Origin of the sequence: Flavobacterium sp., assembly GCF_003525665.1 — a bacterium.
In the GTDB taxonomy this organism is placed as follows: Bacteria; Bacteroidota; Bacteroidia; order Flavobacteriales; family Flavobacteriaceae; genus Flavobacterium.
This window is the reverse complement of record NZ_DQDX01000150.1, coordinates 6,129-13,469: the sequence shown is the minus strand read 5'-3', so window position 1 is coordinate 13,469 and position 7,341 is coordinate 6,129. Positions and strand designations below refer to the sequence as shown.

Below are 7,341 nucleotides of genomic sequence, written 5' to 3'. Positions count from 1 at the left end.
CTTTTTTTTATTTTTTTATTGTTTTTTTTTTTTATAATTTTTTAAGGAGCGAATTCCCGAAGCTTCGGGATTGGTTCTTTTTGGTTTCCCTATTCCTGTTATTCGTTCTATCTCGTCCCAAAAGACGAGATGCCACTACTATCAGTCCCGAAGTTTCGGGATAGATTGGTTTTGTCTTTTGTAAAATCAGAATTCCAATACAGCTTTTTCTTAATTTTTAGCATTAAAAAAAAGTGAGAATTTAATCAAAACTTCTCATGAAAACTATTGCCCTAGCCCAGATAGCAATGGAAATCCTTGTGAAAAGAACCGCCAATTTTTCTTGACAAAAAAGAGCGACCATAGAAGCTCCTTTTTTGTCTTAGAAAAATGGTGGTTGTTGAGCAAGATTGCAATGGATAGCTGGAAGTAGCTTCAAAAAAGTAGACTTCACCTAATAAATCAAGCTCAGGATGCGAATCTGTTTTTAATTGGCTTTAATGCTAAGTTGAGAATCTGAAACAAGTTCAGATTAAAAAAAAAACCATCCGAATTAACGAATGGTTTTGGTTTTATTCTTCGATTTCCTTCATTTTAAAGGACTCCATGAATGCTGTGGTGTAATTTCCAGCAACATAATCGGGTTCGTCCATTAATTGTCTGTGGAAAGGTATTGTGGTTTTTATTCCTTCAATATAAAACTCGTCTAGTGCGCGTTTCATTTTGCTAATTGCTTCTTCTCTTGTTTGCGCCGTTGTAATTAACTTGGCGATCATTGAGTCGTAGTTTGGCGGAATCGTGTAACCTGCGTAAACGTGTGTATCTAGACGCACTCCGTGTCCGCCTGGCGCATGAAGCACAGTGATTTTACCTGGTGAAGGACGGAAATCATTGTATGGATCTTCGGCGTTGATACGGCATTCTATTGCATGCAGATTTGGATAGTAATTTTTTCCTGAAATTGGTACTCCAGCAGCAACTAGAATTTGCTCACGAATTAAATCGTAATCTACAACTTGTTCTGTAATTGGGTGCTCTACTTGGATACGAGTATTCATTTCCATGAAGTAGAAATTTCTGTGTTTATCAACCAAGAATTCTACAGTTCCAGCGCCTTCATATTGAATATATTCGGCTGCTTTTACTGCTGCTTGTCCCATTTTTTCACGTAATTCATCGGTCATGAATGGTGATGGCGTTTCTTCGGTTAATTTTTGGTGACGTCTTTGAACAGAACAATCTCTTTCTGAAAGATGACATGCTTTTCCGTAAGAATCTCCAACAACTTGAATTTCAATATGACGTGGTTCTTCAATAAGTTTTTCCATGTACATACCATCGTTTCCGAATGCTGCTGCAGCTTCTTGACGTGCACTTTCCCAAGCTTTAAGTAAATCTTCTTCTTTCCAAATGGCACGCATTCCTTTTCCACCACCACCAGCAGTTGCTTTCATCATAACAGGATAACCTATTTCTTTAGCTACTTTTTGAGCGTCTTCAAAAGAATCTAAAATTCCCTCAGAACCTGGCACACATGGAACTCCTGCTTCAATCATAGTAGATTTGGCAGTAGCCTTATCTCCCATTTTTTCAATCATTTCTGGAGAAGCACCAATAAACTTGATTCCGTGTTCTTGACAAATTTTGGAAAATTTAGCATTTTCAGACAAGAAACCATATCCTGGGTGAATTGCATCTGCGTTAGTGATTTCGGCAGCTGCAATAATATTTGACATTTTTAAGTAAGATAAATTACTTGGTGGCGGACCGATGCAAACGGCTTCGTCTGCAAATTTAACGTGCAAACTTTCGGCATCGGCAGTAGAATAAACTGCTACTGTCTTGATGCCCATTTCTCTGCAGGTTCTAATTACTCTAAGAGCAATTTCGCCTCTGTTGGCAATTAATATTTTTTTAAACATCTTATTTTTTTTAAAATTCAAAAAACAAATTCCAAACTCCAATACCTAAGAAATAAACTTGGGCTTTGGAATTTAAAATATTGGAATTTAAAATTATGATGGATCTACTAAGAATAAAGGTTGGTCAAATTCTACTGGAGACATATCATCAACTAGAATTTTTACAATTTTACCTGAAATTTCAGCTTCAATTTCGTTGAATAATTTCATTGCTTCAACTACGCAAAGTACATCGCCTTTACCAATTGATGTTCCAACTTCTACAAACGATGGTTTGTCTGGAGCTGGTTTTCTGTAGAAAGTACCAATCATTGGAGATTTGATAGTTACGTATTTTGCATTTTCATCAACCGCTGGCGCTGCTGGAGCAACTGGAGCTTGTGCTGCTGGAGCAACTGGAGCTGCTTGTTGAAGCGTTTGTTGCATTGGAGCTTGTTGCACGTAAGTGATATCAGGAGAGTTTCCTTCTAAAGTTGTTCTGATAGTGATTTTAATGTCACCAGTTTCTAACTTTACTTCTGCAACGCCTGAATTAGATACAAATTTGATTAGGTTTTGAATTTCTTTTAAATCCATAATTATTTGTTTTAGTTATAGTTTATTGTTTGTTGTATGCCCATTTAAGGTAGATTGAACCCCAAGTAAATCCGCCACCAAAAGCAGCAAAGATTAGGTTGTCTCCTTTTTTGAATTTGTTTTCAAAATCACTCAGAAGCAAAGGTAATGTTCCTGAGGTTGTATTTCCGTATTTATGTATGTTTACTAACACTTTTTCTTCGTCAAGATCCATTCTTGAAGCCGTTGCGTCAATAATTCTTTTATTAGCTTGATGTGCAATTAACCAATCTACGTTGTCCTTGGTCAAATTGTTACGTTGCATAATTTTTTCGCTTACATCTGCCATTCCCGAAACTGCATATTTAAAAACAGTTTTACCATCTTGAAAAACAAAATGTTGGCTGTTTTCTACAGTTTCTTTGGAAGCTGGTAAAATAGAACCACCAGCATCAATTTTTAAGTATTCTCTACCGATACCATCTGAACGTAAAAACTCATCTTGCAAACCAAGACCTTCATAATTAGGTTCGAATAATGCAGCTCCTGCACCATCACCAAAGATGATACACGTTGCTCTATCAGTATAGTCTATTATTGATGACATTTTATCGGCACCAATTAAAAGTACTTTTTTATATCTACCTGTTTGTATGTATGCGGCTGCGGCTGACATTCCGTAAAGAAAGCTTGAACAAGCAGCAGATAAATCATAAGCAAAAGCATTTACTGCTCCAATCTGGGTTGCTACATAAACTCCTGTTGTTGCCACTGGCATATCTGGAGTTGCTGTTGCCATAATTACCAAATCAATTTCGGCTGGATTTATATTACCTCTTTTTAGTAAATCTTGGGCAGCTTTTATGGCTAAATAAGAAGTTCCTTTGCCAGATTCTTTTAGTAACCGTCTTTCTTTTATCCCGGTTCGCGTAGTTATCCATTCGTCATTGGTGTCAACCAAAGTTTCTAGAACCTGATTTGAAAGAACAAAATCGGGAACATAACCACCGACTGCGGTAATTGCGGCTGTAATTGTACTCATATTACTATTTTATAATCTCTTAAAAAAAGTGAATTTAAAAGAGGTGGAATTTACAAAAAAATATTTAGTTATAATTTAAAATTTACAAAAAACAAAAAACTCTCACAGAGTGAGAGTTTAAATGTAAATTTAAATATATATTAAGCAGCAGCTACTGATTTATCAATAACTACTTGACCTCTGTAATACATTTTACCTTCATGCCAGTAAGCTCTGTGGTATAAATGAGCTTCTCCTGTAATTGGACAAGTTGCAATTGTAGCAGCAGTTGCTTTGTAATGAGTTCTTCTCTTATCTCTTCTTGTTTTCGAGATTTTTCTTTTAGGATGTGCCATTTTACTATATTATTTATCCGTTAATAGTTGTTTTAACTTGTCCCAACGTGGGTCAATATCTTCTTCTTTTTTACTCTCTTTTTTTTGTTCTTTTATTGATAATTTAGATAATTTATCTAATGTTTCTGTTTGCAAAGTACCATCTTTTATACCAGGATGAACTCTTTTTAACGGAACCGAAAGCACAATCATTTCATAAATGTACTGTGAAACATCTATTTGATGCTCTCCATGTGGCAATATTAACAACTCTTCGTTGTCATTATTAAACTCCTCTCCAAAATTAACTACCAATTTAATTTTACCTTTTATGGGTAAATCAAACATTTCGTTAGTTAAATCACATGGCACATGAATTGTACCTTTGTGTTTGAAAGAAAGCTCCAACATGGTGCTTTTTTTATCTAAAACTATGTTTACTTTAATATCACAATCTTCATATTCGTGATAATCAAAGCTATCAAAGAACGCTTTTTTTATTTGAAACTCAAATTGATGCTTTCCTAACTTTAACCCTATAAACGGAATTAAAAATTCATTTGTAACTTTCATCATTTCATCAATTTGTCCAATCCGAAGATTCGGCTTTGGGAGTGCAAAGATATAAATTTATTGTAAAACCAAAAGCGTTATTAACCTTTTTTTGTTTCTAATTGTTTTTCTTTAACTTTTAGAGGGTTTTTTGAAAGGTCTAAATACTCATTTCTAGCGTGATAGATGTCGATTGCGAGATAAACTGCTTCTTTAAATGAAGTGAAATCGGCTAATCCTTTTCCTGCAATTTCATAGGCAGTTCCATGATCTGGCGATGTTCTAATCTTGTTTAAACCAGCAGTATAGTTCACTCCGTTACCAAAAGACAATGTTTTAAACGGAATTAATCCTTGATCGTGGTAGGTCGCAATCACAGCATCAAACTTTTCATATTGTGCGCTTCCGAAAAATCCATCGGCAGAATATGGGCCAAATGCTAAAATTCCTTTTTCAAATATTTTTTTTATGGTTGGTTTTAAAATTTCGTCATCTTCTTTACCAATTACTCCATTATCTCCAGCATGAGGATTTAAAGATAAAACTGCAATTTTAGGTTTATTGATGCTAAAATCTTGCTTTAATGTAGCGTTGATAGTTTCGATTTTTTGAGTGATTAATTTCTCAGTCAAATGTTTTGCAACCTCATTTACAGGAATATGATCGGTAATTAGACCCACTCTTAAATTATCTTGAACCATCAACATCAATGCGTTTCCTTCTAATTCTTGATCAAGATAATCGGTATGACCAGGAAATTTAAAATCTTCTGATTGAATATTGTATTTATTGATTGGCGCAGTTACTAAAACATCAACCAATCCATCTTTTAAAGCAGTTGTTGCAGCAACAAACGATTTTATGGCATACTTACCAACATTCTCGTCGTTTTGACCATAATTAATATCAACACCTTCACGCCAAACGTTTAAAACATTAATTTTTCCTTTTACTAATTGCTCTATTTTATCAATTCCGTGAAGAGCGACATCAGAGTTCAGGTTTTTTTTAATGAAGGATAAAATTTTGACATTAGCAAAAATCACTGGTGTACAAAGCTCCAACATTCGAGCATCTTCAAATGTTTTAAGGATAACTTCGCTTCCAATACCGTTTAAATCTCCAATTGAAATTCCGACGATAATATTTTCTGCTTTTTTCATGGCGATTTGTTCTTATTTATTGCTAATTTTGAAGTGCAAATTTAGTAAAATAAAACGACAAATGTTTACAGGAATTATAGAAACCCTAGGAATAATTAAAGACTTAAAGAAAGAAGGCGAAAACCTTCATATTACCATAAACTCTTCAATTACAAATGAATTAAAAATTGACCAAAGCGTTGCTCATAACGGCGTATGTTTAACTGTGGTTGCTATCGAAAACGATAATTACACCGTTACAGCAATTAAAGAAACGATTGATAAAACAAATCTTGGCGAATGGAAACTGGATGATGTTGTAAATCTTGAAAGAGCTATGAAACTTGGCGATCGATTGGACGGTCACATTGTACAAGGTCATGTGGATCAAACTGGAATTTGTAAAGCCATTGAAGAAGCTAACGGAAGTTGGTATTTTACATTTGAGTACAATAAAGATTTAAATAATCTTACTATAGAGAAAGGCTCAATAACTGTTAATGGTGTTAGTTTAACGGTTGTAAATTCTAAAACTAATGAATTTAGTGTTGCTATAATTCCGTACACTTATGAGCATACTAATTTTAAAAACTTTAAAGTGGGTACAAAAATAAATTTGGAATTTGATGTTATTGGAAAGTATGTTTCTAAATTACACTCTATGAATCAATAAATTGCAAATCAGATTACTAAAAAAAGCTTCAATTATTTTGAAGCTTTTTTTATTTTTTTATTTATGATATACATTCCAAAAAAGAATGAAATGATGAGCAATACATATATTCCTCCATCAATTGGCGTTCCTGGCGGAGGCGGAATTGGCGGCGGTGGATTTGGTGCTGCAAACATTACATTGCAGGATAAAATACCTATTATAATCTTAATATACTTATTCGGGGCAAGACTCATGGGCGTAAAAGTAAAAAAAAAAAATCTTTATCAAAATAATTTGACGTATAATTTTGCTACAAAACCGTTTAACGACAATTTGTTAACTTATCAGAAGCTTCGGTTAATATTAACGTAATATTTAGACTTTTAGTTTTTTCAAATAAAAAAAGACTTCAAATATGAAGTCTTTTTTTAAAAAGTGGTCCCACTTGGAATCGAACCAAGCACCTACTGATTATGAGTCAGTTGCTCTAACCGAATGAGCTATAGGACCAATTATGAGGTTGCAATATTACTACTATTTTTAATTTATTGCAAGTATTTTACAGTAGGATTTAGATATTATTTCTAATATTCTCTAAATCAAACTTGTTATTCTATTTCTTGACACAATTCTATTAATACACCATTAGTAGTTTTTGGATGCAAAAATGCTACTAATTTATTATCGGCGCCTTTTTTAGGAATTTCATTTAACACTATAAATCCTTCATCTTGTAATCGTTTTATTTCTGATACAATGTCTTTTACATCAAAAGCTATGTGGTGAATTCCTTCTCCTTTTTTTTCTAGAAATTTAGCAATTGGGCTTTCTGGATTGGTAGCTTCTAGCAGTTCGATTTTGTTTGGTCCGTTCATGAAAAAAGAGGTTTTTACGCCTTCACTGGCAACTTCTTCTTGTTTGTAGGCTGGCGCGCCAAATAGTTTTTCGAATAATTGATTGGATTCTTCCAGGTCTTTTACCGCTATACCGATGTGTTCTATTTTTCTCATTGCTTCTTGATTTCTTCTACAAAGTTAACAAAAATTAAAATGATTTACTGTTTAGCCCTGATTACTTCACGTTGCTTTTATTTTCATTTGTGTTCAGTGAACTACGTTTGCAGCAAATATCCTTTTTTTGTAAAAAAAAAGATATTGCGTAAAGCAGGAAAATGGACTAC

At 33.8% G+C, this 7,341-nt stretch carries 9 protein-coding genes and 1 tRNA gene; 2 read left to right on the top strand and 8 right to left on the bottom strand.

Going from position 1 to position 7,341, the window contains the following annotated elements; genetic code table 11:
* Positions 1 to 551 precede the first annotated feature (551 nt).
* The 6 genes from accC to pdxA form a co-directional block, all read right to left on the bottom strand.
* Positions 552 to 1,901, bottom strand: coding sequence for an acetyl-CoA carboxylase biotin carboxylase subunit (gene accC, locus DIU01_RS10620; RefSeq protein WP_290834252.1), 1,350 nt, complete (start codon positions 1,899 to 1,901; stop codon positions 552 to 554).
* 93 nt (positions 1,902 to 1,994) lie between these two features.
* Positions 1,995 to 2,477, bottom strand: a complete 483-nt coding sequence (accB, locus tag DIU01_RS10615; RefSeq protein ID WP_290834250.1) for an acetyl-CoA carboxylase biotin carboxyl carrier protein — start codon at positions 2,475 to 2,477, stop codon at positions 1,995 to 1,997.
* A 22-nt stretch (positions 2,478 to 2,499) separates the two neighbouring features.
* Positions 2,500 to 3,498, bottom strand: coding sequence for a beta-ketoacyl-ACP synthase III (locus DIU01_RS10610; RefSeq protein ID WP_290834248.1), 999 nt, complete (start codon positions 3,496 to 3,498; stop codon positions 2,500 to 2,502).
* A 140-nt stretch (positions 3,499 to 3,638) separates the two neighbouring features.
* A complete protein-coding gene (gene rpmF / locus DIU01_RS10605; RefSeq protein ID WP_035127823.1) occupies positions 3,639 to 3,833 on the bottom strand; it encodes a 50S ribosomal protein L32 in 195 nt (64 codons plus the stop codon).
* Positions 3,834 to 3,842: 9 nt separating this feature from the next.
* On the bottom strand, positions 3,843 to 4,385 hold the full coding sequence (locus tag DIU01_RS10600) for a DUF177 domain-containing protein (protein ID WP_290834274.1): 543 nt from the start codon (positions 4,383 to 4,385) through the stop codon (positions 3,843 to 3,845).
* Positions 4,386 to 4,465: 80 nt separating this feature from the next.
* The gene (gene pdxA, locus DIU01_RS10595; RefSeq protein WP_290834245.1) at positions 4,466 to 5,527 is read right to left on the bottom strand and encodes a 4-hydroxythreonine-4-phosphate dehydrogenase PdxA; all 1,062 of its coding nucleotides are present in this window, start codon (positions 5,525 to 5,527) and stop codon (positions 4,466 to 4,468) included.
* Positions 5,528 to 5,588: 61 nt separating this feature from the next.
* Here pdxA and DIU01_RS10590 point away from each other — a divergent pair, with 61 nt between their 5' ends.
* Together DIU01_RS10590 and DIU01_RS10585 are read left to right on the top strand one after the other, a co-directional pair.
* Entirely contained in the window at positions 5,589 to 6,179 is a 591-nt protein-coding gene (locus tag DIU01_RS10590; protein WP_290834243.1) for a riboflavin synthase, read from the top strand.
* A 90-nt stretch (positions 6,180 to 6,269) separates the two neighbouring features.
* Positions 6,270 to 6,533: a hypothetical protein gene (locus DIU01_RS10585; RefSeq protein WP_290834241.1), complete on the top strand. Its 264-nt coding sequence runs from the start codon at positions 6,270 to 6,272 to the stop codon at positions 6,531 to 6,533.
* 64 nt (positions 6,534 to 6,597) lie between these two features.
* Here the strand turns inward: DIU01_RS10585 and DIU01_RS10580 are convergent.
* Positions 6,598 to 6,671 (bottom strand) — tRNA-Ile (locus DIU01_RS10580).
* Between the two features lie 98 nt (positions 6,672 to 6,769).
* Positions 6,770 to 7,171 carry a methylmalonyl-CoA epimerase gene (mce, locus tag DIU01_RS10575; protein WP_290834239.1) on the bottom strand — a complete coding sequence of 134 codons (402 nt, stop codon included), beginning with the start codon at positions 7,169 to 7,171 and terminating at the stop codon, positions 6,770 to 6,772.
* Positions 7,172 to 7,341 lie beyond the last annotated feature (170 nt).

Excerpts from the sequence above, each read along its gene's own strand:
- rpmF (WP_035127823.1), bottom strand. The coding sequence starts at position 3,833 with ATGGCACATCCTAAAAGAAAAATCTCGAAAACAAGAAGAGATAAGAGA.
- DIU01_RS10585 (WP_290834241.1), top strand. The coding sequence starts at position 6,270 with ATGATGAGCAATACATATATTCCTCCATCAATTGGCGTTCCTGGCGGA.
- mce (WP_290834239.1), bottom strand. The coding sequence starts at position 7,171 with ATGAGAAAAATAGAACACATCGGTATAGCGGTAAAAGACCTGGAAGAA.
- DIU01_RS10590 (WP_290834243.1), top strand. The coding sequence starts at position 5,589 with ATGTTTACAGGAATTATAGAAACCCTAGGAATAATTAAAGACTTAAAG.
- DIU01_RS10600 (WP_290834274.1), bottom strand. The coding sequence starts at position 4,385 with ATGAAAGTTACAAATGAATTTTTAATTCCGTTTATAGGGTTAAAGTTA.
- accC (WP_290834252.1), bottom strand. The coding sequence starts at position 1,901 with ATGTTTAAAAAAATATTAATTGCCAACAGAGGCGAAATTGCTCTTAGA.
- accB (WP_290834250.1), bottom strand. The coding sequence starts at position 2,477 with ATGGATTTAAAAGAAATTCAAAACCTAATCAAATTTGTATCTAATTCA.
- pdxA (WP_290834245.1), bottom strand. The coding sequence starts at position 5,527 with ATGAAAAAAGCAGAAAATATTATCGTCGGAATTTCAATTGGAGATTTA.
- DIU01_RS10610 (WP_290834248.1), bottom strand. The coding sequence starts at position 3,498 with ATGAGTACAATTACAGCCGCAATTACCGCAGTCGGTGGTTATGTTCCC.